This window comes from Amycolatopsis nigrescens CSC17Ta-90, from assembly GCF_000384315.1.
Lineage (GTDB): Bacteria > Actinomycetota > Actinomycetes > Mycobacteriales > Pseudonocardiaceae > Amycolatopsis > Amycolatopsis nigrescens.
In genome coordinates this window covers 2,880,782-2,903,657 of sequence record NZ_ARVW01000001.1, presented here as the reverse complement: position 1 = coordinate 2,903,657, position 22,876 = coordinate 2,880,782, and the positions used below count along the sequence as shown (strand labels likewise).

The following is a 22,876-nucleotide window of genomic DNA, read 5'->3' as shown; positions in this document are numbered from 1 at the left end:
GCGGTGCCGGAGATGGTGGCCGTCCGGCAAGCCGCCGGGCCGGCCGCACCGACCCAGCGGCCACAGCGGGCCGACGGCGCCACCCTCGCCGTCGTGTTCGTGCTGATCCTGCTGGTCATCCCGGCGCGGCTGGTGTTCGGCGGGCTGCCGATGTCGATCACCCCGGCCACCCTGTTCGGCATCGGGCTCGGGCTGTTCTGGTTCTGCTGCCAGCTGGTCACCACGCTTGGGGTGGCCAAGGGCCGCAACCTCGCGCGCACGGTGCTGTTCCTGTACGCGGTTTCGCAGCTGGCCACCTACGGCTACGCCACCCGCAACTACCTGCCGGCCGACGAGTTGGACAGCGCGGATCGGACCTTCGTGGTCACCATTTCGATGATCTGCGTCGGCATCGCGGTCTGCGACGGGGTGCGCGGGCTGGCCAGGCTGGACAGCCTGCTCAAGCTGACCGTGCTCGGCATCACCTTCGTGGCCGTGGTGGGCCTGCTCCAGTTCACCGTGAACCTGGACCTGACCCGGTTCCTCAGCATTCCCGGCCTGCGCCCGGCCACCGAGGACGGGTTCGTGCTGGCCCGTTCGGAGTTCCGCCGCCCGTCCGGCACGGCCGGGCATCCGATCGAGTTCGGCGTGGTCTGCGCGATCGGGGTGCCGCTGGCCGCGCATTACGCCTACCGCACCCGCGACGCCGGCCGGAGGGCGCTGCACTGGTGGACCTGCCTGGCGCTGATCGCCGCCGGCGCGATGACCTCGTTGTCCCGGTCCGCCATTCTCGGCCTCGCACTGGGCGGGCTGGTGTTGCTGGCCGGCTGGCCTGGCCGCCGCCGGGTGCAGGCGCTGATCGCCGCGGCCGGGTTCGTGGTGGTGCTGCGGATGGTGGTGCCCGGCCTGATCGGCACCTTGTACAGCCTGTTCGACAACATCGACTCCGACCCGAGCATCACCGGCCGCACCGACGACTACGTCAGCGCGGGGGAGTACATCGCCCGCCATCCGCTGCTCGGCCGCGGCAACGGCACCTACCTCGCCGAGCGGTACGGGCCGTTGGACAACCAGTACCTCGGCACCCTGGTGTCGAACGGGTACATCGGGCTGGTCGCGCTGGCGCTGCTGTTCCTCGGCGGCGTCTACGCGGCGGCCAAGGTGCGCAGCCTGAGCGACGACCCGGTGGTGCGCGACCTGGCGCTGACGCTGATCGCCTGCCTGTCCATCGTGATGCTCGGTTCGGCCACCTTCGACCTGCTGTGGTTTTCCACCGCGACCGGGCTGACCTTCGTGCTGGTCGGCGCGAGCGGGGCGCTGCTGCGCGCGGTCCGGGCCGGGGAGCGGACCCGATGACCGCCCGGATTTTGTCCTTTTTGGACGAACAGGCGGCCAGGATCGCGTTGTCCGCGGTGCTGCTCGCGCTGGTGCTCGGCGGCGGGTACGCGGTGCTGCTCGGCGGCGAGCTGCGGTTCCTGGACGAGCATGTCTACCTGGAACTGACCAGGTCGATGGTCGAGGGGCACGGCTACGCGGTGGACGGCAACGCGACCGCATACCGGCCACCGGGCTACTCGTTCCTGCTGCTGCCGGTGCACCTGCTCACCGGCGGCAGCGTGTTCGCCCTGCGGCTGATCGGGGTGGCCTGCCTTGCCGGCTCGGTGTGGCTGCTGTACCTGCTCGGCCGCCGGACCGGTTCCGCGGCCGCCGGTGCGCTGGCCGCGGTGGTGCTGGCCTGCTCGCCGCTGCTGGTGTACACCGCCACCGCGTTGTACCCGCAGCTCCCGGCGCTGCTGTTGCTGCTGGCCATGCTGGAGTGCGGGCTGCGGGCCCGCGACGGTGCGCACCGGCTGCGCGACACCGTCCTCAGTGGACTGTCGGCCGGGTTGCTGACCGTCACCGTGCCCTCGTTCGGCCCGACGCTGCTGCTGGTCGTCTTCGCGCTGGTGTGGCGCCGTCGCGGCGGCTGGCGTGCGGCGACGCTGCTGGTGGCGGTGGCCGCGGTGCTGCCCGGCCTGTGGTGCGTGCGCAACGCGGTCCAGTTGCACGCGTTGATCCCGGTGTCCACCAACAACGGGGTGAACCTGTTGCTGGGCAACAATCCCGGCACCACGCCGGGCAGCGGGACATCGGTGGACATCTCCGCGTACGACGCCCGCGCCAAGGAGCTCCGGCTGGACGAGGTCGGCATCGACGAGTTCTACCGGGACTCCGCGGTGGAGTGGATCACCGCGAATCCCGGCGACGCCGCCGTGCTCTACGCCGGGAAGGTGGCGCACAACTTCGTGCACAGCGACTCGCTGAAGACCACCGGCCAGGGAGCCTCGGACCTGCTGGCCGCGCTGAGCTACTACCCGGTGCTCGCGCTGGCCGGGCTGCGGCTGCTGCTCGCCCGCCGGTTTCCGTTGCGGGGCGTGGAAAAGCTGGCGCTGGCGGTGATCGTGCTGAACGTGCTGCTGCTCGCGGTCTTCTTCACCAGGGTCCGGTTCCGGGTGCCGCTGGACGCGCTGACCATCCTGCTCGCCGCCTCCTGCGCCGTGCAGCTGTTGCGACTTCTGCGAGATCGGGAGCGGGTGGCATGACCACCACCGGCAGGCACCGGCGGGCCGAGTCCCCGATCCGGCGCGCGCTCAGCTTCAGCGCGCTGAACACGGTGCTCAGCAAGGTCGGCACGTTCGCCACCGGGATCGTGCTCGCCAGGCTGCTCTCCCCGGCCGACTTCGGCGTCTACGCGGTCGCCTTCGTCGCGCTGATCGCGCTGCTGTCGCTGAACGAGCTCGGGGTGAGCCTGGCCGTGGTGCGCTGGCCAGGCGACCCGGCCAGGATCCTGCCGACCGTCACCACCATTTCGATGATCTCCAGCGGCCTGCTCTACGCGGCCTGTTACTTCGGCGCGCCCGCCTTCACCAAGGCGCTTGGCGCCGCGGACGCGACCGGGGTGGTGCGGCTGCTCTGCGTCGCGGTGCTGGTGGACGGGCTGACCGCGCCGATCGCGCAACTGGTGAACCGCGAGTTCCGCCAGGGCATCCGGTTGCTGGTCGACCTGGCCAACCTGCTGGTCACCACCGGGGTCACGGTGTCGCTGGCGGCCACCGGGCACGGCGCGTGGAGCCTGGCCGGCGGTCAGCTTGCCGGCAACGTCACCGCGTCGATCGTGCTGTTCACGTTGGTGCGCCGCTGGCCGCGGCCGGGGTTCGACCCGGCGTGCGCGCGTGAGCTGCTCCGGTTCGGGCTGCCGCTGGCCGGGTCGAGCCTGCTGCTGGTGGCCATGCTGAACATCGACTACGTGATCACCGGGCGGATGCTCGGCGCGGTCGCGCTCGGCTTCTACCTCCAGGCGTTCAACCTGGCCAGCTGGCCGGTGAACATGTTCTCGTTGGTGGTGCGCCGGGTTTCGCTGGCCGCGTTCGCGCGGGTGCAGGAGGACGAGGCCGAGCGGGAGAGCGTGCTGGCCAGGATGGCCACCCTGCTGGCGGTGCCCACGCTGCCGGTCTGCGCGCTGCTCGGGCTGCTCGCGCTGCCGGTGGTCACCACGCTGTACGGCACGAAGTGGTCGGAATCCGCGTCGGTGCTGCAGTTCCTGGTGATCCTCGGCGTGGTGCGGGTGGCCGGCGAGCTCGGCTACGACTTCCTGGTCGCGCTGGGCCGGTCGCGGACCACTCTGTGGCTGCAGGGCGGCTGGCTGGTGTCGCTCGGCATCGCGCTGCCGGTGGGGGCGTTGCTCGGCGGGATCCAGGGGGTCGCGATCGCGCATGCGGCGGTGGCCGTGCTGCTGGTGCTGCCCGCCTTCGTGTTCGCGGTGTGCCGGACCGGGGTGCGAGCGCGGGTGCTGGCGGCGGCGGTGAAACTGCCGGTGCTGGGCTGCCTGCTGATGGCCGCGGTGGTGTTCGGCGTCCGGATGCTCACCCCGGCCGGCTTCGGCCAGCTCGTGCTGGGCGGAACGCTCGGCCTCGCCACTTACGCCGTGGTCGTCTGGCCCCTGCGCCATTCACTGAAGAGGTCGTGAGTGAAAAGTGTTGTTCCAGCAACACTTTTCACTCACGACCGTCGGTTAGGGCTTGAGGGCGATGATCGTGCAGGTGTACCAGAGGTGCGAAGCCTCGATGCGGGCCGGCACGCGCAGCGGCGAGTAGGTGGCGTCCGGGCGGACGGGCTCCACGATGCGCAGCCCGGAATCCCGGTACTGCGGCCGCAACCAGAGTTCGTCGAAGGCCACATTGGACTCCGGGTGCGCGGCCTCCTTGAGCCGGTGCGAACCGCGCGCGTGCGGCCACGCCTTGTCCAGGCTGCGGCCGGGCAGCAGCCGCTCCGACTCGGCGTTGTACATGTTCCAGGTGGACACGAAAACCCCGCCGGGGCGCAGCACCCGCGCGATCTGGGTGAGGTAGTTCGCCGCCCCGTCCGGGGTGAGATGGGTGAACAGCGAGCCGGCGTAGGCGAGATCGAACGCGTCGTCCTCGTACGGGAACGCGTAGTCCGCGGCGTCCACGCCCGCGTCGTGCCCGATCGAGGTGCGCACGTCGGCGTGCTGGAAGTGGAAGTTGGGGTGCGTGCGGGAGATGTTCCTGGTGCACCAGTCGATCATGTACGGCAGCACGTCGAACCCGTCGTACCGGCCCTTCGTGCCGAGCACCCCGGTGAGCGGGACGGCGAGCCTGCCGACCCCGCAGCCGATGTCGAGCACCCGGTGGCCGGCGGTGAGGCCGCACAGCTCGGTCAGGAAGCCGACCTGGTCCTGCCCGGTCTTGGCGAAGTCCAGCCACAGCGGGGAAATGTCGCCCCTGATCCGGCGCGGCGGCATCCGGGTCACCTTGGTCACCACGTCTTCGGCCCGGTCCCGCGCCGTCTTCGCCCTCGAACGCCAGTCGATCGTCGTCATGGTGCTCCTTGTCGCAAGGGAAACCGTTCCACCTGGTGAATCGGGGCCGCGGGGGCGGTGGTTAGCCGGGATTCGGCACGATTGGGTTGCGGCGGGACGAAAACGGATCTTTCCGGCAAGGTCTTGAGTTCGCTCACGCTGGGGCGCATCCTGGGTGCGCTTCGTTAAGTAAGTAAAGTTTCCTAACTTGGGGAGACGTCATGCGCAAGCACATCCTGCTCGCGGTCCTGCTGCTGGTCGGGGCCCTGGTGCCGGCCGCGGTGGCGAGCGCCGCACCCGCACCGGCCGGAGGCCCGCAGGTCACGGCCGGTCCCACCGCCGCCGAACTGCTGGCGAAGGTGCAGGGCTGCGACCAGATCTCGAACGGCGAGTACAAGAGCGACGAGGAGGCCGGCCGGACGATCCCGGTCTGCGGCGCGAACGGCGCGGTGTTCTGGAAGGGCGACATGGACATCGACTGCGACGGCCAGCGCACCGCCCAGTGCAATGAGGACACCGACTGCTGCTTCCTGCCCGAAACCGCGTTCGAGCAGTCCGACGGCCAGCCGCTGAACGCCGCCGACCTGCCCTTCGTGGTGGTGCCGAGCGTGAGCGGCACCTGGGACTACTCAGCCGCCGGGCTCAAGGGCGGCGGGTCGTGTGCGGTGATCTACAACAACAAGATCCAGTACGCCGTCATCGGCGACACCGGCCCGCCCGCGATCATCGGCGAAGCGTCCTATGCCGCCGCGAAGGCGCTCGGCATCAACCCGGACCCGAAGAACGGCGGCACCGACTCGGGCGTCACGTACATCTGCTTCAAGGACTCCGTCGTGTCCCCGATCGAGGACAAGGGCAAGGCCGTCTCCACCGGCGAATCCCTCGCCACCCAGTTCGTCCACTCCAACTGACTGTCCGTGAAGGGCACCTTGCCTACGTTGAAGGTAGGCAAGGTGCCCTTCACGGCATGTTGGGAGCCAGGCCGGAGGGGGTGTGGGTGTAGGTGGTGAAGCAGTCGGGGCAGCGCAGTGACTCGGGCAGGCGCAGGCCGCAGGCGCAGACCCAGCCCTTGAGCTGAGCGGGGTTGCCGGCGACGAAGGCGTGCGCGGGCACCGAACGGGTCACCACCGAGCCAGCCGCCGCGAAGGCGTAGGGGCCGATCTCGATCCCGCACACCACCACCGTCCCGGCGCCAAGCGAAGCCCCGCGCCGGACCAAAGTGGACACCAGCTCGTCCGGCCCCTTGCGGATGTGCGCCCGCGGGCGGAGATCGTTGGTGAACAACACGTTCGGCCCGAGGAAGACCTCGTCCTCGCAGGTCACCCCGGCGAACACCAGGGTGCCGTTCTTCACCGTCACCCGGTCGCCGAGCACCGCGCCGGTCTCCACGAACGCGCAGTCGCAGATGTTGCAGTCCCGGCCGATCCGCGCCCCCGGCAGCACGTGCGCGAAGGCCCAGATCCGGGTGCCCGTACCGACTTCTTCGCTCTCGCACAGGCCCTGCGGGTGCACCCTGACCCCGGTCGCGACCGTCATCGAACAGCCTCCGAAAGCACGTCGATCACCCGTTCTTGTTGTGCGGCGGTGATTTCCGGGAACAGCGGCAGCGACAGGATCTCCCCGGCCAGCCGCTCGGTGACCGGGAACGAACCGGCGGCGTGGCCGAGCGAGCCGAACGCGCCGGTCAGGTGCAGCGGGGTGGGGTAGTGCACGCCGGCCCCGATGCCCTCCGCGTTCAGCTGCGCGAGGACTCTGTCCCGCTCGGCGACCCGCACCACGTACAGATGCCAGACCGGCTCGTTGCCGGGCAGCACCACCGGCCGCCGCACCTCGGGCAGGTCCGCGAGCAGCGCGTCGTACCGGACGGCCGCCGCACGCCTTGCCGCGTTCCAGCCGTCGAGGCGGCGCAGCTTCGCGGAGAGCACCACCGCCTGCAGCGTGTCCAGCCTGCTGTTGAAGCCGAGTTCGGCGTGCTCGTACTTGCGCGGCGACCCGTGCGCCCGCAGCAAGCGGACCCGCTCGGCGAACTCCGCGTCGCAGGTCAGCACCGCGCCGGCGTCCCCGTACGCGCCGAGGTTCTTGCCAGGGTAGAAGCTGGTGGCCGCCAGGTCACCGAGCCCGCCGGCGCTCACCCCGTGCCGGCGCGCGCCCTGTGCCTGCGCCGCGTCCTCCACCACCGGCACGCCGAGCCCGTCGAGCAGCTCGACCGGCGCCGGCTGCCCGTACAGGTGCACCGGCACGATCGCCCTGGTGCGCGGCCCGACCGCGGCCCGCGCCGCGTCCGCGTCCAGCAGCGCGGTCTCCGGGTCGCAGTCCACCAGCACCGGTTTCGCGCCGGTCCTGGCCACCGCCTCGGCGGTGGCGATGAAGGTGTTGGCCGGCAGCACGCACTCGTCGCCGGGACCGATCCGCAACGCGCGCAGCGCCAGCTCCACCGCGTCCGTGCCGTTGCCGACGCCGACGCAGTGCGCGACCCGGCAGAACTCGGCGAACTCCTGCTCGAAGGCGGAAACCTGCGGCCCGCCGACGAACGACGTCGCCTTCAGCACTTCCGCCCAGCCGAGCGCCACCTCGTCGGCCACCTGGTCGTGCTGGACGGCCAGGTCTACCAAAGGAATCCCGGGCACTGTGCCTCCTTATGCGTTCGTGGCGGGCCCGGCCAGCGGGCGGGCGTTGGCGTCGTCGGTCGCGAGGGTGCCGCGCCGGCGCTGGTACTTGCGGCGGGCGGTGCTGGTGAGCACGCCGGCACCGGTGCGGGCCAGATCGGTGAGCAGCGGCCCGAGCGGCACCCGCTCGGCCACCGCGGTGAGGTACTCCCGCTCCTGGAGCTCGGCCGCGCGGTGCAGGCTGAACCGTTCGTGCACCAGGCGACGGGCATAGGTGCCGAGTTCCCGGCGGGTGGCGGCCGAATCGACCAGCCGTTCCAGTGCCAGCCGCAACGCGGGCACGCCGGTGCCGAGCGAGCCGGCGCCCACCCCGTACCAGCCCTGCCGCAGGAACAGCGGCGTGCTCTCCGGGGTGAGCTGCTCGCTGAAACCCTGTTCGCCCACCACCACCAGCGGGCAGCCGAAGGCCATTCCCCGCAGGGCCGACCCGCCCTGGCCGACCAGCACGTCGGTGGCGGCGTAGGCGGGGCGGGGATCGGCGACCTCGCCGGTCAGCAGCACCGCTTCCCGGCCCGCCAGCGCGTTCGCCCGCGCGGCCCGTTCGGCGACCTCGGGTCGGGACCGGCCATCGCCGACGATCGCCAGCCGCACCGGACGGCCGGCCTCGGCCAGCGCGCCCACCGCGTCACAGGCAGCGAGCAGGCCCTCCAGCTTCAGCTCGGGCACCAGCCGGCAGACCATCGCGATCAGCACTTCATCGGGCGCGATCCCGTGCTCCCGGCGGAAACCGGCGCCGTCGCTGAGCGCCGAGTCGTCCGCATCGGTGTCCACCGGCGGTTCGAGCAGGGTCACCCGGCGGTGCCCGGCGGCGAGCGCGGCCGCCCGGATCTGCTCGGTGCCCACGATCAGCGGCACGGTCTTCGGGAAGAACGGCACCACCGACATGGACATCACCGTGCCCAGCACCGCCGTGCGGTGCCGCAGGCCGGGACCGAACAGCGCCTCGACCACCGGCGGCCACTCGTAGCCGTGCACCAGGTGGATCCCGCGTTCGCGGACCACCCGGCCGAGCGTGCCGATCACCTCCGGGGACGGCCGGCGCCGGGACAGCGGGATCTCCACGTGCTCGAGGCCGAGGTCGGAGATCAGGTCGACCAGCGGGCCGGGTTCGGAGAGCACCACCACGTGATGGCCGCGGGCGGCGATGGCACCGGCCAGCTGGACCGCGTTGAGCTGCGAACCGCCGATCTCCATCGCGTGCGGATAGACCAGAATCCTCACTTCGACAACCTCCTGCGCACATGAGTCGCCTTGCTCACGGTGTGCCCTCGCCCGGATCTCCAAGGTCACTCGCAGTCAGCGGCCACGAGCCACCCTTCGCAGGCTCAGGGCGGCCCCCGTCCGCTGACTTGTGAGCAAGCCTCCTGGCAGGTACGCCGGCCCAGACCTCACCGGCCGGGACGTCGGTGAGCACCACCGAGCCCATGCCGATCACCGCGCCGGCGCCGATCTTGGTGTTCTCCCGGACCATCGCGCCCTGGCCGAGATAACCGCACCGTCCGATGTGGACACCACCGGCCAGTGTCGCGCGGCCTGCCATGGTGACGAACTCGCCCACCTGGTCGTCGTGCGTGATCAGCGCGTGCGGCATGGCCACCACGTGCGCGCCGATCCGCTGGGGCGCGGTGACCACCACCCCGGCCAGCAGCAGCGTGCCCGGCCCCGGCGCGGTGCCCGGCGCCAGCGACGCGGCCGGGTGCACCACCGTCGCCCAGCGTTCCACCGGCAGGTCCAGCCGTTCGACCACGGCGGCGCGCCCGGCCGGGCGGTGTGCGTTGGCCACGCACGCCAGCACCCCGGCTTCGGGGTACTCGTGCACCAGGTGAGTCCCGCCGAGCACGGGCAGCCCGTCGATCAGCGTGCCGTGCCTGCTCTCGTTGTCGTCCAGCGCGCCCAGCGGCAGCCATTCGCCCGGCATGGCTCGCAGCGCGGCCAGTGCTTCCCTGGCCAGCCCGCCGGCGCCCACCAGCAGGATCGGCCGCGGGCTCACTTCGCTGCTCCGTACGTCTTCGCCGTGACGGCGTCCTTCAGCTCCTGGACGACGCGGTCCTGGTCGGCGGCGGAAAGCTCGTGGTGCAGGGGAAGGATGACCGAGCGGGAGGTGAGCAACTCGGTGACCGGCAGCGGGGCGTGCGGGTGGCCGGCGTAGGCGGGTTCGGTGTGCGCGGCCATGATGCCGCGCCGGGCGGACACGCCACCGGCGGCCAGCGCGGCGAGCAGGTCGTTGCGGGAAATCTCGATCCGTTCGTCCAACAGCACCCAGAACGACTGGTAGTTCGTAGTGCCGTACGGCGGGTCGGCCACCGCCCGCAGACCGTCCACTTCGGACAGAAGGAGCCGGTAGCGCGCGGCCAGCTCCCGCCGCCGCGCGACGATCCCGTCCAGCCGCTTCAGCTGCACCAGGCCAAGCGCGGCCTGGATGTCGGTGAGCCGGAAGTTGAACCCGGTCTCGGTGTAGGCCTCCACCACCGCGCCGCCGCCGGCGTGCCGGTCCGCCGCCGAGACGCTCATCCCGTGCTCGCGCAGCCGCCGCAGCCGCGCGGCCAGTACCCCGTCGTCGGTGGTGATCATGCCGCCTTCGCCGGTGGTGATCAGCTTGCGCGGATGGAACGACCAGGTCGCCAGCCAGGCCCCGGCGCCGGCCGGACGGCCGCGGTAGGTGGACCCGGCCGCGCAGGCCGCGTCCTGGACCACCGGCAGCCCGCCGCAGACCGCCTCGATTGCCGCGGTGTCGGCGGGCACCCCGGCCTGGTGCACCAGGATCACCGCCCTGGTGCGTGCGGTCAGCACGGCCGCGACGGTGTCCGCGGTCAGGTTGCCGGTGGTCGCGTCCACGTCGGCGAAGACCGGGGTGGCGCCGCAGTAGCGCACCGCGTTGGCGGTGGCGATGAAGGAGAACGACGGCACCACGACCTCGTCACCCGGCCCGATGCCGAGCACGTGCAGCGAGAGGTGCAGGGCGGTGGTGCAGGAGGACGTCGCGATGCCGTGCCCGGCGCCCATCCGCTCGGCGAAGGCGGCTTCGAACTCGGCCACCCGCGGGCCCTGCGCCACCCAGCCCGAGCGCACCACCTCGGCGACGGCCAGCGCCTCCTCGTCCCCGAGCAGCGGCCGCATCACGGGAATCACAGGGCATCAGTCCCTTTTCTGGTAAGTGTGGTGAACTCGGCGGCCCTGGTCTGCCAGGAATGTCGTTCCGCGACGGACCTTCGTTGCGCCACCGCGTCCGGGTCGCGGTTCAGCGCGGCCGCCCGGTGCACCGCGCCGGCGAACTCGGCCGGGCCGGTGGCGAGCAGCACCTGGCCGGTCTCCGCCCGCAGCCGCCTGCTGGCCGGCAGTTCGGTGCTGACCACCGGCAGCCCGGCCGCGAGGTACTCCATCGTCTTCAGCGGGAAGGACGCCCGGTTGAACGCCGAGTCGCGGTACGGGGTCAGCCCCACGTCCATCCGCGCGAACCACGGCGGAAGCTCCTCGAACGGCACCGCGCCGGTGTGGTGCACGTTCGGCCTGGCCAGCAGCGCGCGGACCCGCTCCGGCTGCCAGCCGGGGTCCAGCGGGCCGACCAGCAGCAGGCCCGCGCCGCTGTCCGCCACCGACTCCAGCAGCGTCACGTCGATCCGCTCGGTGAGCTGACCGACCAGCCCGGCGACCGGGGCACCGAACCCCGGCGGCAGCGGGGCCGGGGTTCGGTGCCGGACGTCCCGGTAGGCCTCGGTGTCGCAGCCGTTCGGGAACTCGTGCGGCTCGGCGCCGATCGCGCGCCAGCGCGCGGCCAGCTCCGGGCCGATGGCCAGCACCACGTCCGCCCGCGCCAGCGCGGTGCGTTCCTGCCGCGCCACCCGGCGCGGGTCCTGGTTCAGCAGTGCCGCACCGGCCAGCCAGTCGTCGGTGCCGTAGAGCACGTCCAGCACGTCCTCGCCCCAGAAGCCGAGCAGGTCGTGCTGGGTGCAGGCGACGAACACGTCCGGGCGCCGGTCCACCCAGCGCAGGATCCAGTGGATCTGGGCCCGCACCATCGGCCAGGTCAGCGTGCGCATCCCGGGCCGGGTCCAGCCGGGCGGGCCGAGCGGCGAGAACCGGCGCAGGTCCGGCGAGATCGCCTCCAGCCGCGGCCACCACCGCCGCTTTCCTTTGGTGACAGGCGAAACCGGCGGATCCACCCATAGCACGTCGGCGTGCCGGGTGAGCGCCTCGGCGAGCTGGCGCTCGGACCCCTTCACCCCGTCCCAGCTCGCCCCCGCCGCCATCACCACCAGCGGCCTACTCATCCGCCCACCTCCGGACGGATGCAGCGAAGGCCACCTTGCCTGCGTTCAATGCAGCGAAGGTGGCCTTCGCTGCATTGGCCGGAAGGGCGGTCATCCGAGGATCACGTCCACCCAGTAGTTGCCGCCCTGGTAGGTGGCGCTCGGGAAGCCGGGGCCGACGTGGTAGACACCGTTCGGCACCCCTGGGCCGGTGGCCGGTGCGGTGAGCGGCGAGCTGGTCACCGAGGTGCGCTGGAAATAGCCGCCGTCGGAGGAGTAGCGCCCGTTCGGCGCGGTGTAGGACGCCACGTAGCTCTGCCCGGCGACGATCGGTACCGGTGCGGCGAAGGTGAGCGTCTGCCAGCCGGTCGCGGTTTCCCCGGTGAAGGTGCCGGTGGCCAGCAGCTGCCCGCCGGACGTCCACAGCGAGCCGGTGTGCGTGCCGGTGTTGCCGGTGCCCTTGTAGAACTTCACCCCGGTCACCGAACCGCCGGTAGAGCTGGTGAACCGGACCCCGAGTTCGTAGTTGCCCGCGTCGTTGGTGGACGGCTCGGTCGGCACGGTGGCCGCGCTGAACAGCGTGCACGGGCAGGTCTGGGTGCCGGAGGTCTGGAACGACCAGGTGGTCGCGGCCGGCATCAGGTTGCCGTTCACGTCCGCGATCTTGACGCTCGCGCTGTAGGTGGCGCCCGCGGAGAGCCGCGCGGACGGGGTCCAGGTGAGCGTCCGCTGGTCCGCGGACAGGGTCGCGTTGCCGGTGAGCTTGGCGCCACCGGAGTCGGTCAGCGCGAACTGCGTGCTGGCCAGGTCCACCGGCTCGTTGAAGGCCACGGTGAGCGGCGCGGTGCCGGGGAAGCCGGTGGCGCCGCCGGCCGGGTTGGTCGAGGTCACGTTCGGCGGCGTGCTGTCGCCGTTCGCGCCGGGCTGCCAGAGCACGTCGACCCAGTAGTTGCCGGCGTTGTAGGAGTTCGACGGGAAGCCGCCGCCGGTGCCGTAGCGGTAGACGCCGTTGCCGCCGTCCACCCCGTTGGCGAGCGCGTGCAGCGCGTTGTAGTCCGCGCCGCCGCCACCGAAGTAGCCCGCGGTGGTCGCGTAGCCGCCGTTCGGCGCGTAGTAGGACACGGTGTAGGTGGTGCCGGACTGCACGTCCACCGGTGCCGCGAAGTTCAGCGTCTGCCAGCCGCTGGCCGACTCGCCGCTGAAGGTGCCGGTGGCCATTCGGGTGCCGTTGGCCGACCACAGCGAGCCGGTGTGCGTGCCGGTGTTGCCGGGGCCCTTGTAGAACCGGATGCCGAGCACCTGGCCGCGGCTGTCGAAGCGGACCTTGGTGCCCACTTCGACCGCGCTGTCCTGCACCGATGGTGTGGCCGGGCTGGTGAACTCGTCCCAGATCGTGCAGGGGCAGCCGGCCGGGCGCGGGCTCCCGGTCTTGAACGGCCAGCTGTAGGGCTGGTTCGGCAGCGCGTTGCCCGCGGTGTCCGACGCTCGCACGGAAACCGTGTAGCTGGTGCCGCTGGCCAGCGGCTGGCTCGGCGTGAAGGTGGCCGTCCTGCCGTTGGCGGACAGCGCCGCGGTGCCCAGCACCGGGCCGCCCGGGCCGGTCAGGGTGAGCTGCAGCGAGCTGGGCGAGATCGGCTCGTCGAAGGTCACCGAGGGGGTGGCGGACAACGCCACGCTGGACTGCCCGGAACCCGGGGTGGTGGCGGCGACCAGCGGGGCCCGGGTGTCCGGGCCGGGGTCGTAGCCGAACACCACGTCCACCCAGTAGTTCGTGTCGCCGAAGCTGCGGTCCGGGAAGCCGGAGGCGCCGACCTTGTAGACCCCGTTCGGCTCGGCGGTCGTGCTCCTCGGCGCGGTCAGCGGTTCCAGGCCGCTGTCCGCACCGGCGAAGTAGCCGCTGTCGGCCGAGTAGTGCCCGGTGTTGGTGTGGTACGAGGCGATGTAGGTGGTGTTCGCGGTGACCGGAACCGACGTCGGGAAGGTCAGCGTCTGCCAGCCTTCCGCGGATTCGCCGGTGAAGGTGCCGGTGGCGATCTGGGTGCCGTCGGTGCTCCACAGCGAGCCGGTGTGCGTGCCGGAGTTGCCGGTGCCCTTGTAGAACTTCACCCCGCGGATGTAGCCGTCCGCGTCGGCCTTGAACCGGACGCCGAGCTCCAGCGCGCTGCTGTCGTTCGCGGACGGGGTGGTCGGGGTGGCGGTGCTGGTCCAGATGCTGCACGGGCAGGGCCGGGGGTTCACCGTGACCGCGCGGCTGACCTCGGGGGACAGGTTCGCCGAGTCGTCCACCGCGCGCACCTTGAAGGTGACCGGTCCCGAGTTCGCCGGGGTGAACGAGTAGCTCCAGCTCCCGCTGCCAGCGGGCCAGTTCGCCGGGTGCCAGCTCGCGCCGTTGTCCACCGAGACCTCGACCCCGGAGACCCGGCCCGCGGCGTCGCCGACGGTGCCGGTGAGCTGGTACTGCGCGGCCACGGTCGGCGACGGGGTGCTGCCGATGGTCACCGACGGCGGGGCGGTGTCGGTGGTCTTGGTGGCCCGCACCAGGCCGGGCCGCAGGGTGGCCGGCTGCGCGTCCATGTCGGCCATCAGGTTGACGGTGGCCTGCTTCATCCGGATGTCCGAGCTCGGGACGGGGTCTTGGCCTGCAAAAAGATGTTCGTCCTCGACACCCCAGCCCCACTGCACGGTGCCGGCGGCGAACACCAGCGCGCCGCTGGGCTGGTAGCGGTACAGGGTCAGCGCGTGCGTCTTGGTGCCGGGCGCGTAGACGTCGCCGTGGTTCTGCAGCACGTAGTCGCCGTCGTTCATGGTGACCGTGGTGCGCGAGAGCTGGCCGACCCCGGGAGGCTGGAAACCGTTGTCCTCCACGGTGTCCCACTCGTAGCCGAGGGTGCCGGGCTGGAAGGTGTAGCTGGAGTTGGCCGGCATCGAGGCGAGGTCGGTGTGGCGCCAGAGCCGCATCTTCCCGTACGCCGACGGCACGCTCAGCGAGTCCTTGCGCACGCCGTTGACCGTGAAGATCTGGCCGAGCAGCGCGTTCTCCGGCCGTCCACCGTCCTTGGGCGGGCTGAACCTCGGGTCCCGCCAGGTGCCGGTCCACTGCGCGTTCGGGTCGATCTGGCCGGCCTTGGTCTCCTTGTAGCTGACCATGGTGCGCCACGGCGTGTGCGAGGAGTCGGAGCTGTTCTCCCAGCGGGTCTTCCAGAAGATGTCGTTCCCGCTCATGAAGGCCAGGTTCACCCCGGCCGCGCGGGCGTTCTCCACGTTGACCCGCTGTTCGTTGGACCAGTACTCGTCGTGCCCGACCGGCATGAAGACCTTGTGGTTGGTGATCAGGTTCCCGCGCCGCGCGGTGTCCACATCGGTGCTGTAGGACAGGTCGAAACCGTTGGCCTCCATGAACTTCAGCATCGGGTACTCCGCGTTGAAGATGAAGTTCTCGGTCTCCCCGCCGATCAGCGGCCGGTTGTAGCTGACCTTGAACGCGGAGCCGCCGTTGCCGTTGGCGCTGCCGCTGTAGAGGCTGTTGCCCTGGATCGGGTTGGGGCCGTTGCCGTAGTTGTTGTAGGCCTGCCAGGTGGCGTCCGAGGTCTGGAACAGGATGTCGGAGTGGCTCGCGTCGTCGCGGACGATGAACACGACCTCGCTCTCGCCCTGGGTGTCGTTGCGGTGCAGGATCGCGTAGTAGAGGCCGGAGACCGCGTCGGCGGGCACCGTCCAGCTGGCCGAGTTGGCCCAGTTGCCGCAGTCCAGCAGCCCGGTCGCCGGGTCCGGAGTGAGGCAGTCCGGCTGGTTCTGGGTGCCGGTGTGGGTCAGCGTCTTCACCAGCCGGGCACCGTCACCGCCGTAGTAGCCGAGCCGGTAGATCTTGATGTCGTACGAGCTGGCGGTGGTCTTGACCTTGAAGTTGACCGTGTTGCCCGGCGCGTAGCTGATGTCGTTGGTGAAGCCGAGGATCGAGTCGTCGATCGCGGCCACGATCCAGTCGGGGTCGCCCGGTTTCTCGTTCTCGCAGGCGATCTTGTTCGCGCAGACGGCGGCGGTGGCGGTGACCGGTGGCAGCACGATCAGCCCGGCGGCGGCCAGTACGGCGATGAGCAACGCGAAAACCTGACGCCTGGTTCGCGGAATGTGCCGAGTTCGCATGATTCCTGCTCCAACCGCCGTATTCACCTGCCGCTGAGTGGTCGATTCCAGAATCGATTCCACGCGACCCTCCGTTACACTTCTGCTTGCTGACCGGAGAGTCCCGTTTTCATAACGCACATTCCAGCTACCGGGTATTCACGCGCTGTTTTCGTTGCCGGGAAACCGGGAATTCGGTGTGGCGGGTTATTCCGCACTTCCCACGGTCTGGTCGCTCCACCACGAGACGAGATCGCGGAGCCCGTCGGTGAGCCCGATCTCCGGGCGCCAGCCGAGGTCGGCCGCGGCCGCGGAGATGTCGGCCAGCCGCCGGGTGACCCCGTTGACCTTGCGTTCCGGGCCGTGCTCCGGCTCCAGCGCGGAGTCCATCGCGGTGAGCAGGTCCAGCGCGAGCCGGCGCAGGCTGGTCTCGGTGGCGCTGGCGATGTTGTAGACCCGGTCGGTCACCGGCGCGCGGGCCGCCAGCAGGTTCGCCCGTGCGATGTCGTGCACGTGCACGAAGTCCATGGTCTGCGCGCCGTCTCCGAAGATCAGCGGCGGCTCACCCCGGTTTATCCGTTCCATCCAGCGGATCAGCACCTCGGTGTACAGCCCGTGCACATCCATGCGTGGGCCGTACACGTTGAAATAGCGCAACACCACGTAATCCAGGCCGTACATGGCGTGGAAACTGCGCAACATGCCTTCGTTGAACGCTTTCGCGGCGCCGTAGAAGGTGTCGTTGTTGTACGGGTGGTGCCGTTCGTCGGTCGGGAAGGTCTCGGCGAGACCGTAGACCGAGGCGGAGGAGGAGGCCACGACTTTCCGCACCCCTGCCGCTGTCGCGGCCTCCAGGACCGTGAAGGTGCCGTCCACCAGCGACTCGAGGGCGAGCCGCGGTTGTTCCGCGCACTGGGTGATGCGCAGGGCCGCGAGGTGGAAGACCACGTCCTTGCCCTCGGTCAGCCCGTGCACCAGTGCTGCGTCGTTGATGTCGCCTTCGACCAGCCGCAGCCGGTCGCCGGCCAGCGCACGCGCGTCGGCCAGGTTCTCGGTGCGCCCGCGCACCAGGTTGTCCAGCACCACGATCTCCGCCGCACCGGCCGCGACCAGCTGGTCCACCACGGCGGACCCGATGGTGCCCGCCCCGCCGGTGACCAGGAACCGCTGTCCCTCGATCGGCTGCGCCGCGCTCACACTTCCACCGTCTCATCGGGAACGCGCGACCGCGATCGTGTGGACAGGCCGCAACCGGGCGGCCTGACGGCACCTTGGCTACCCAGGGCGGCCCGCCCCCACGATAGCGAGGCCTTCGGCCGGGGCGCGTTCTTGCCCAGACCTGGGTGCTCAGGCCAGCTTGGCATCTTCATCCCCCTCGATGTCCACGAAAACGCCACCCTGACGAAGACTGGCCGAAGCCGCTTCGAGGAGCGCCAGTACCCGCAGCCCGGACCGGCCGTCGGTGAGCGCGGCGCGTTCCTCGGTGATGGCGCCGGCGAACTCGGCCATCACCGCGCGCAGCGCCTCCTGCTCGGTGAGCGCGGGCGCCACCATGTCCCCGACCCGGTAGGAGATCAGCGTCTGCGCGCGTTCGTCCACGGCCAGTGTGCCAGGGTCGCGGCGCTCCACGCCTCTGTCGTAAATGGACAGTCGCTGGGTCGGGTTGAGATCGTCCCAGACCACCGTCTTGGCCGAGCCGCCGATCACCATGGTGCGGATCTTGGTGGGGGACAACCAGTTCACGTGCACATGCGCCATCGCCCCGCCGGTCAGCCGGATGGTGAGGTGTGCGACGCAGGCGTGCCCGGCGCCGATCGGGTCGGAGCCGTGCGCGGCCACCGCGACCGGGCGCACCTCGTCCGGCAGAATCGCGCCGAACACCGAAAGGTCGTGCGGCGCGAGGTCCCACAGCACGTCCACGTCCGGCTGCACCAGGCCGAGGTTGATGCGCACCGAGTCCAGGTACTGCACGGTGCCGAGGCCGCCGCCGCGCACCAGCTCACGCAGGTGGAACACGGCGGGGGTGTAGCAGTAGGTGTGGTCCAGCATCAGCACGAGACCGCGGCTTTCCGCCGCCTCCACCAGCTGCCTGCCCTCCGCGAGGTTGGCCGCCAGCGGTTTCTCCACCAGCACGTGCTTGCCCGCCTCCAGTGCGGCCAGCGCGACCTTGAGGTGGGTGGCGGCCGGGGTGGCGATGGCCACCGCCCGCACCCGCGGATCGGCCAGCACCTCGTCCAGCGAGGTGGTCGCCCGAACGGTCGAGTAGCCGCCGAGAACCCGTTGCGCCCGTTGGAGATCGAGGTCGCACAGGTACTCCAGGCGCAGTGCCGGGGTGGCCTGCGCGTTGCGGACCAGGTTCGGGCCCCAGTAGCCGGCGCCGATCACCGCGAGCCCGATGCGTTCCACAACGTCCCCTGTCTACGCCGGCTCCGGTAGCCGTGGCACGCCTTCTGATTCGCCTCGCCACCGGAACTCGTTACAGGGCCTTGGTGTGAATTACCGAGCCGTTATCTCCGAAAGTGCCGCTACGGCTTGGGTTTCGGACAGGTAAATGTCCCGCAGCAGGGCGCCGATGTCGGTGAACAACGCACTTGCCTGGCTCTGCGTGAACGGGGTCTCGCCGTCGTAGTGCTTGCGCAGCCGCCACAGTTCGGCGGCCGCTTGGGTGACTTTCGCGCGCCCGTCGTCACCCGTACGGACGCCGTCGGCGATTTCCTGGGTGAGCGCGCGCATCCAACCGAACTCCGGGATCTCGTGGGCCATCGCGGTGGTGGCGAGCTCGTGCCAGCGTTCGCCGATGGCCCGCCAGCGTTCGGCTTCGGCGTCCAGCCGCGGCTCGTCCAGCAGGACGGCCGCCTCGGTGAGCCCGTCGGCGAACAGGTCGCGCAGATGGCCGCCGGTCATGCCGGCCGGCTCGATGCCCTCCCAGATCGACAGCAGCGCGCCGACCAGCCCCTGCCGGTCGGCGAACACGGTGGGCCAGCCCTTGCCGGCCCGCTCGTCGACCATCAGCCCGGCCCATTTGCGCCAGGCCGGCAGGGAGAAGGACGAAGAGCCGGCGGACAGCCGTTTCGCGCAGTCGGCCAGTCCGCCGCGGACCGCATCGGCCAGGTCGCCCAGTTCGCCGGGACGCACCCCGGCGAGCAGGTTCTTGTACGAACCGACCCGGTCGCGTGCGGCGTCGAACTCCTTGCGCGGCACGGAAAGCGGCGCCAGGTTGCGGTCGTCCACCAGCACCTTGCCCTCGGTTGCACCGCCTTCGGTTTCACCGTAGGCCACCACGAAATGCCCGCCCATGGCCTCGGTGGCCGGTGGCAGCCCCCAGTAGCCGAGCAGGTAGCGGTCCGGCAGCACGAGCACCGGTCGCTGCCGCTCCAGCTCGGCGGTCAGCCGTTTCGCCGCGGTTCGCGCGCCGCCGGTGGTGTGCACGTCCAGCGCCAACCCAAGACGGTCCACAGTGGACTTGAGCCATTGCTGAGGGTACTGCCACTGGGCGCGGAAACCGAGCACCAGCGGCTTGCTGCCGTCGTGGGCGAACTCGAACAGGATGTAGCCTGCGCCGATCCCGCCCGAGGCGAGGAAGACCAGCGGCTCGCTCAGCGGCTCCTCGCCGGGGCCCCGGATGCCGAGGTGGGCGAGCACGTTCGTCAGCGCGGCCACGTCCGGCTGCCGCCCGCCGCGCAGCTGGTAAGCCACTGCGCTCACGACTCCTCCGCGGGAGGGAGTGCGTCGTCGCTGCTCATGCCGGAACCCTACGTCCCCGCATGTAGCGCAGCCGTGAGCAACCCCGCCCCCCCCAAAGGGCAAAAAGCCGGCTATTTGCCCTTAGAAGTTGGTGACCACGTGCAGCAGGTCGCGCAGCGGGTCGGTCACGTACACCGCGTTCGTCCGCTGGTTCACCGCCACCGCGCCGGGGTTGATGCCGAGCGAGAGCTCACCGGCCAGCTCGCCCTTGGCGCCATCCACCTTCACCAGCCCGTTCGGCCCGCCGTTGGTGTAGGCCATGTTGGTGGCTTCGTGCACGGCCACCGCGGACGCTTCGCTGCGCAGCAGCACGGTCGTGCGTTCGGCCTTCGTCGAGCCGTCGACGACGGAGAGGTGGTGGATGCCCGAGTTGCTCACGTAGATCGTGTTGGTGCTGCGCTGCACGGCCAGCCCGGCCGGCGCCTTGCCGACCTTGATGCTGGCGGTGAACATGTTGGTGGCGGTGTCCAGCACCTCCACCGAATCGGTGGCCACGCTGGCGAAGTACGCCAGGCGGCGGCCGGAGTCCACGCTCGCCCCGGACAGCGCGGAGCCCTTGCCGGCCACGGTCGCGACGCGCGTGTTGGCGACGCCGTCCAGCACGGTCACCGACCCGTCGGCCGAGCTGCCCACGTAGATCCGGTTCACCGACTCGTCCACGTCCAGGTAGGCGGCGCCGGCGCCGGCCGCGATGATGCCGAGCACCTCGTTGGTGCCGCCGTCGAGCACGGTGACCGTGCCCCCGGTTTCGCTGGCCACGTATACCCGGTTGGTGAGCTGGTTGACCGCGATGTCGCTGGGCCGCGCGCCGACCGCGACGGTGGCCACCACCGCGTTGCTGGTGCCGTCCAGCACCGAGACCGAGCCGGTGCCGGTGTTGGCCACGTACACCCGACCGGTGACGGAGTTGACCCGTACCGGTAACGGTCGGTCACCTACTCGGACCGCGATGACGTCGGCGGCCGACGCGGCGGGTGTTCCCGCCACGCCGAGGGCGGCCGCGCTGAGACCGGCTGCGGTCAGCGCGAAGAGGGTCCGGCGGGTCACGGCTGGCGAACGGCTCTGCACCAGGGCCTCCGAGTAGTCCGTATCTCACTCAATCGTGCGACTCAGGGTGAAACCCTAACGCGACCAGTGGGGGCCTGTCGCCCCAAAGCTGAAACCGGGTGAGATGGGCCGCAGCTCGTTACCGGCGAGGAACTTCGGTTCGCCCGGGCGCGTTTTTCCCGGTAGCAGGCAAGGCCAGGAAGGGAGGCGGGACGTGCACAAGCATCAGAACGGTGTCAAGACCGCGCTCCTGCTCGGCCTGCTCAGCGCCGTGATCATCGGCATCAGCGGGCTGTTCGGCCGCGGCGCGCTGATCGTCGGGCTGCTGGTAGCGCTGGCCGTGAACGCCTACGCCTACTTCAACTCGGACAAGCTCGCGCTGCGGGCGATGCACGCCAGGCCGGTCTCCGAGGCGGAGCAGCCCGCGATGTACCGGATCGTGCGCGAGCTGGCCACCATCTCCCGGCAGCCGATGCCGCGGCTCTACGTCAGCCCCACCCAGGCGCCGAACGCCTTCGCCACCGGGCGCAGCCCGCGGCACGCGGCGGTCTGCTGCACCACCGGCATCCTCGGCCTGCTCGACGAGCGGGAGCTGCGTGCGGTGCTCGGCCACGAGCTGTCCCACGTCTACAACCGCGACATCCTCATCTCGTGCGTGGCCGGCGCGCTGGCCAGCGTGATCAGCGTGCTGGCCAACCTGGCCATGTTCGCCGGCCTGTTCGGCGGCAACAACCGCGAAGGCGGCGGCAACCCGCTGGTCTCCCTGCTGCTGGTGCTGCTCGGCCCGATCGCGGCCGGGGTGGTCAAGATGGCGGTGAGCCGTTCACGCGAGTACCAGGCCGACGCGTCCGGGGCGGAGCTGACCGGGGACCCGCTGGGCCTGGCGTCGGCGCTGGCGAAACTGGACCGCGGCACCAGGGCCGCGCCGCTCGCGCCGGAGCCGAAGCTGGTCTCCCAGTCGCATCTGATGATCGCCAACCCGTTCCGGCCCGGTGAGGCGCTGTCGAAGCTGTTCTCCACCCACCCGCCGATCGAGGAGCGGATCAGGCGGCTGGAAGAGATGGCCCGCTAGTTTATTCCCGGCGGTTCACTGCGTGAGAAGGCTTTGCCGGGCCAGGGGAGACCGACGTTCACTTGATCCATGGTTCCCGAACGCCCCCAGCTCCACCTCGGTGCCGCACTGGACGGGGCTGGTGCCCACCCGGCCGCCTGGCGCGTTTCCGATGCCGAGCCCCGCGCCCTGTTCACCGCGGCGCACTACCTGGCGAACGCCAGGCTGGCCGAGTCCGCGGCACTGGACTTCGTCACGCTCGACGACTCGCTGGCTCCGCAGCCCGGCGGCGAGAACGTGGTCCGCGGCAGGTTGGACGCGCTGCTCACGCTCTCCGCGATCGCGCCGCTGACGCACCGGATCGGGCTGCTGCCGACCGTGACCACCACGCACACCGAGCCGTTCCACGTCTCCACCGCGGTGGCCACCCTGGACTACGCCAGCGGCGGCAGGGCCGGCCTGCTCGCGGTGCCGTCGGTGACCGAGGCGGAGAACGGGCACTTCGGCCGCCGTGCGCTGCCCACGGCCGAGGAGGCGTTCCGGGAGACCAGCGACTTCACCGACGTGGTGGCCAGGCTGTGGGACAGCTGGCAGGACGACGCGATCATCCGCGACGTCGAGGGCGGGCGGTTCATCGATCGCGACCGGTTGCACTACGTCGACTTCGAGGGCGAGTTCTTCCGCGTCAAGGGCCCGTCGATCACGCCGCGGCCGCCGCAGGGCCGCCCGGTGATCGCCACCCACGGCGAGTCCCCGCACGCGGACGTGGTGCTCGCCGGGGCCGGTGACCTCGCGGTGATCGGCCGGGTCCGCGGCGCACGGGTGCTGGCCGAGCTGTCCTTCCTGCTGGCGAACACCGAAAAGGCCGCGTTGGAGCGCAAGGAACGACTTGACGAGCTGCACGGCGAAGCGTTCGCGCTGGAGTTCGTTGGCACCCCGGCCGGGCTGGCCGAGCGGCTGGTGGAGGGGGCCGGTACCGCCGGCCTCGACGGTTTCCTGCTCCGCCCGGCCGTGCTGCCGGACGACCTGCGGCTGGTCGCCGAGCAGGTGGTGCCGGCGTTGCGCGCGGCGGGCGCCTTCCGGCATGAGTACACCGGGACGACCCTGCGTGACCATCTCGGCTTCGAACGTCCGGCCAACCGCTATCCCGCAGGAGTCTGAG

The 22,876-nt window shown here is 70.9% G+C and carries 18 protein-coding genes; 6 read left to right on the top strand and 12 right to left on the bottom strand.

The genetic code is table 11. The annotated features are described in order from the left end of the window. The first annotated feature begins 12 nt into the window (after positions 1-12). From AMYNI_RS0113375 to AMYNI_RS0113365, 3 genes are read left to right on the top strand one after another with little or no spacing between them, the layout of a single operon-like run. Positions 13-1,335 (top strand): O-antigen ligase family protein, encoded by a 1,323-nt coding sequence (locus AMYNI_RS0113375; RefSeq protein ID WP_245574173.1) that lies wholly within the window; start codon positions 13-15, stop codon positions 1,333-1,335. Continuing rightward, the gene (locus AMYNI_RS0113370; protein ID WP_020668522.1) at positions 1,332-2,561 is read left to right on the top strand and encodes an ArnT family glycosyltransferase; all 1,230 of its coding nucleotides are present in this window, start codon (positions 1,332-1,334) and stop codon (positions 2,559-2,561) included. The genes AMYNI_RS0113375 and AMYNI_RS0113370 overlap by 4 nt, the downstream gene beginning before the upstream one ends. Further along, a complete protein-coding gene (locus tag AMYNI_RS0113365; RefSeq protein ID WP_020668521.1) occupies positions 2,558-3,985 on the top strand; it encodes a lipopolysaccharide biosynthesis protein in 1,428 nt (475 codons plus the stop codon). Before AMYNI_RS0113370 ends, AMYNI_RS0113365 begins: the two co-directional genes overlap by 4 nt. A gap of 45 nt (positions 3,986-4,030) precedes the next feature. Here AMYNI_RS0113365 and AMYNI_RS47195 read toward each other — a convergent pair whose 3' ends face one another. Further along, on the bottom strand, positions 4,031-4,858 hold the full coding sequence (locus AMYNI_RS47195; RefSeq protein ID WP_020668520.1) for a class I SAM-dependent methyltransferase: 828 nt from the start codon (positions 4,856-4,858) through the stop codon (positions 4,031-4,033). 200 nt (positions 4,859-5,058) lie between these two features. Here AMYNI_RS47195 and AMYNI_RS0113355 point away from each other — a divergent pair, with 200 nt between their 5' ends. Beyond that, positions 5,059-5,748, top strand: a complete 690-nt coding sequence (locus AMYNI_RS0113355; RefSeq protein WP_020668519.1) for a glycoside hydrolase family 75 protein — start codon at positions 5,059-5,061, stop codon at positions 5,746-5,748. A gap of 49 nt (positions 5,749-5,797) precedes the next feature. On the opposite strand, the gene AMYNI_RS44470 is transcribed toward AMYNI_RS0113355, so the two are convergent. The 11 genes from AMYNI_RS44470 to AMYNI_RS0113300 form a co-directional block, all read right to left on the bottom strand. Continuing rightward, positions 5,798-6,373, bottom strand: coding sequence for an acyltransferase (locus AMYNI_RS44470; protein ID WP_020668518.1), 576 nt, complete (start codon positions 6,371-6,373; stop codon positions 5,798-5,800). Then, the gene (locus AMYNI_RS0113345; RefSeq protein ID WP_157357345.1) at positions 6,370-7,464 is read right to left on the bottom strand and encodes a DegT/DnrJ/EryC1/StrS family aminotransferase; all 1,095 of its coding nucleotides are present in this window, start codon (positions 7,462-7,464) and stop codon (positions 6,370-6,372) included. The genes AMYNI_RS44470 and AMYNI_RS0113345 overlap by 4 nt, the downstream gene beginning before the upstream one ends. Before the next feature lie 9 nt (positions 7,465-7,473). Continuing rightward, positions 7,474-8,724, bottom strand: a complete 1,251-nt coding sequence (locus tag AMYNI_RS0113340) for a glycosyltransferase (protein WP_020668516.1) — start codon at positions 8,722-8,724, stop codon at positions 7,474-7,476. A 34-nt stretch (positions 8,725-8,758) separates the two neighbouring features. Next, on the bottom strand, positions 8,759-9,493 hold the full coding sequence (locus tag AMYNI_RS0113335) for a NeuD/PglB/VioB family sugar acetyltransferase (protein WP_020668515.1): 735 nt from the start codon (positions 9,491-9,493) through the stop codon (positions 8,759-8,761). Further along, entirely contained in the window at positions 9,490-10,620 is a 1,131-nt protein-coding gene (locus AMYNI_RS0113330; protein ID WP_040406830.1) for a DegT/DnrJ/EryC1/StrS family aminotransferase, read from the bottom strand. The genes AMYNI_RS0113335 and AMYNI_RS0113330 overlap by 4 nt, the downstream gene beginning before the upstream one ends. Before the next feature lie 8 nt (positions 10,621-10,628). Next, complete coding sequence (locus AMYNI_RS0113325) at positions 10,629-11,771, bottom strand: glycosyltransferase (protein ID WP_020668513.1); 1,143 nt, start codon at positions 11,769-11,771, stop codon at positions 10,629-10,631. Between the two features lie 90 nt (positions 11,772-11,861). Then, positions 11,862-15,893 carry a DUF4082 domain-containing protein gene (locus AMYNI_RS0113320; protein WP_157357344.1) on the bottom strand — a complete coding sequence of 1,344 codons (4,032 nt, stop codon included), beginning with the start codon at positions 15,891-15,893 and terminating at the stop codon, positions 11,862-11,864. Between the two features lie 186 nt (positions 15,894-16,079). After that, complete coding sequence (locus AMYNI_RS0113315; protein ID WP_020668511.1) at positions 16,080-17,069, bottom strand: NAD-dependent epimerase/dehydratase family protein; 990 nt, start codon at positions 17,067-17,069, stop codon at positions 16,080-16,082. A gap of 150 nt (positions 17,070-17,219) precedes the next feature. Then, on the bottom strand, positions 17,220-18,278 hold the full coding sequence (locus tag AMYNI_RS44465) for a Gfo/Idh/MocA family protein (protein WP_020668510.1): 1,059 nt from the start codon (positions 18,276-18,278) through the stop codon (positions 17,220-17,222). A gap of 90 nt (positions 18,279-18,368) precedes the next feature. Beyond that, positions 18,369-19,577, bottom strand: coding sequence for a BtrH N-terminal domain-containing protein (locus AMYNI_RS0113305; RefSeq protein ID WP_245573925.1), 1,209 nt, complete (start codon positions 19,575-19,577; stop codon positions 18,369-18,371). A 120-nt stretch (positions 19,578-19,697) separates the two neighbouring features. Further along, complete coding sequence (locus AMYNI_RS0113300) at positions 19,698-20,684, bottom strand: YncE family protein (protein WP_040405728.1); 987 nt, start codon at positions 20,682-20,684, stop codon at positions 19,698-19,700. Between the two features lie 193 nt (positions 20,685-20,877). On the opposite strand from AMYNI_RS0113300, the gene htpX reads away from it, so the two are divergent. Both htpX and AMYNI_RS0113290 read left to right on the top strand, forming a co-directional pair. Continuing rightward, complete coding sequence (gene htpX / locus AMYNI_RS0113295) at positions 20,878-21,735, top strand: zinc metalloprotease HtpX (protein WP_020668507.1); 858 nt, start codon at positions 20,878-20,880, stop codon at positions 21,733-21,735. Positions 21,736-21,804: 69 nt separating this feature from the next. Next, a complete protein-coding gene (locus tag AMYNI_RS0113290) occupies positions 21,805-22,875 on the top strand; it encodes an LLM class flavin-dependent oxidoreductase (RefSeq protein ID WP_020668506.1) in 1,071 nt (356 codons plus the stop codon). The last annotated feature ends 1 nt before the right edge of the window (position 22,876 follow it).